This is a genomic window from Phocaeicola sp. RTP21359st1_B8_RTP21360_211022 (genome assembly GCF_040911965.1).
In the GTDB taxonomy this organism is placed as follows: Bacteria; Bacteroidota; Bacteroidia; order Bacteroidales; family Bacteroidaceae; genus Phocaeicola; species Phocaeicola vulgatus.
In genome coordinates, this window is sequence record NZ_JBDFXP010000117.1 from 1 (window position 1) to 1,223 (window position 1,223).

Consider the following 1,223-nt stretch of genomic DNA (forward strand, 5'->3'; position numbering starts at 1 on the left):
GGCACTATAAAATATTTTGTGTAAATGGAAAATACGGGATTCAAAATCGAGTTCCGTATTTTTTATTTTATACATTTACCAAATGAAAAAGATTATGAAAGAAAAGAATCAAGTAGTGCCTGATGAGGTATTAAGCAAGGAGTTCCTTAGCCAGTTCAAGACAGAAGCGGATGTGAGCAGGTTTCTGAATCAGTTGCATGCGCAGGTATTGGAAAAGATGCTTGAAGGTGAGATGGATGCCCATTTGGGGTATGAGAAGAATTCCGTGGCAGGGAACAACACCGGCAACTCCCGGAATGGCAGTTATCCGAAGAAAATTCAGACCGGACATGGAGAGTCTGTCATCTCCATTCCGCGTGACCGCAACGGGCAGTTTGAACCGATAGCAGTCCCCAAGCATGAAAGCCGGGGACTTTCTATAGAGAAGCTTGTTATCTCCCTGTATGCCAAAGGAATGAGTGTTTCCGATATAGAGGAGGAGATGCGTGAGATTTATGAAATAGAGCTCTCTACATCAGCTATTTCCATTATTACAAACAAGGTAAGCCAGGCTGCGCAGGAATGGCAGAACCGTCCTCTGGATCCGGTCTATCTGATAGTCTGGATGGATGGTATCGTCTTCAAGGTACGGGATAACGGCAAGATTATAAACAAGACCGTCTATCTTTGTGTCGGTCTGAAACAGAACGGCCTGAAGGAAGTCCTTGGCATGTGGGTCGGCAAATCGGAAAGTTCCTCTTTCTGGATGGGTGTCCTGACCGACTTGAAGGCTCGTGGAGTGCAGGATATACTGATTACCTGTACTGACAATCTGAATGGATTTACAGATACCATCCGTACCGTATTCCCCCAGTCATCCACTCAGATCTGTGTGGTACATCAGATCAGGAACTCCTGTAAATATGTCGTTTATAAGGATAAGAAAGAGTTTACGGCGGATATGAAGAATATCTACAATGCACCTAATAAGGAAGTTGCTGCCGCAGAACTTGACAATCTGGAAAAGAAATGGGGAGGAAAGTATCCATACGCCATACTTTCATGGAGAAACAACTGGGATGATCTGACTGTTTTCTTCCAGTTCCCATTGGAAATCAGGAAAATAATCTATACCACAAATCTTATTGAGAATCTGAACGGAAAAATCAGAAAGTACACCAAATCAAAGCTTTCATTCCCGTCGGACGATGCCGTAAAAAAAAACGTGTATCTTTCACTTATGG

1 protein-coding gene is annotated in these 1,223 nt (G+C 43.3%); it reads left to right on the forward strand.

The annotated features are described in order from the left end of the window. Nucleotides 1-82 precede the first annotated feature (82 nt). Nucleotides 83-1,223: IS256 family transposase (locus AB5062_RS22645; protein WP_368327002.1), on the forward strand; the 1,141-nt coding region annotated here is incomplete at its 3' end.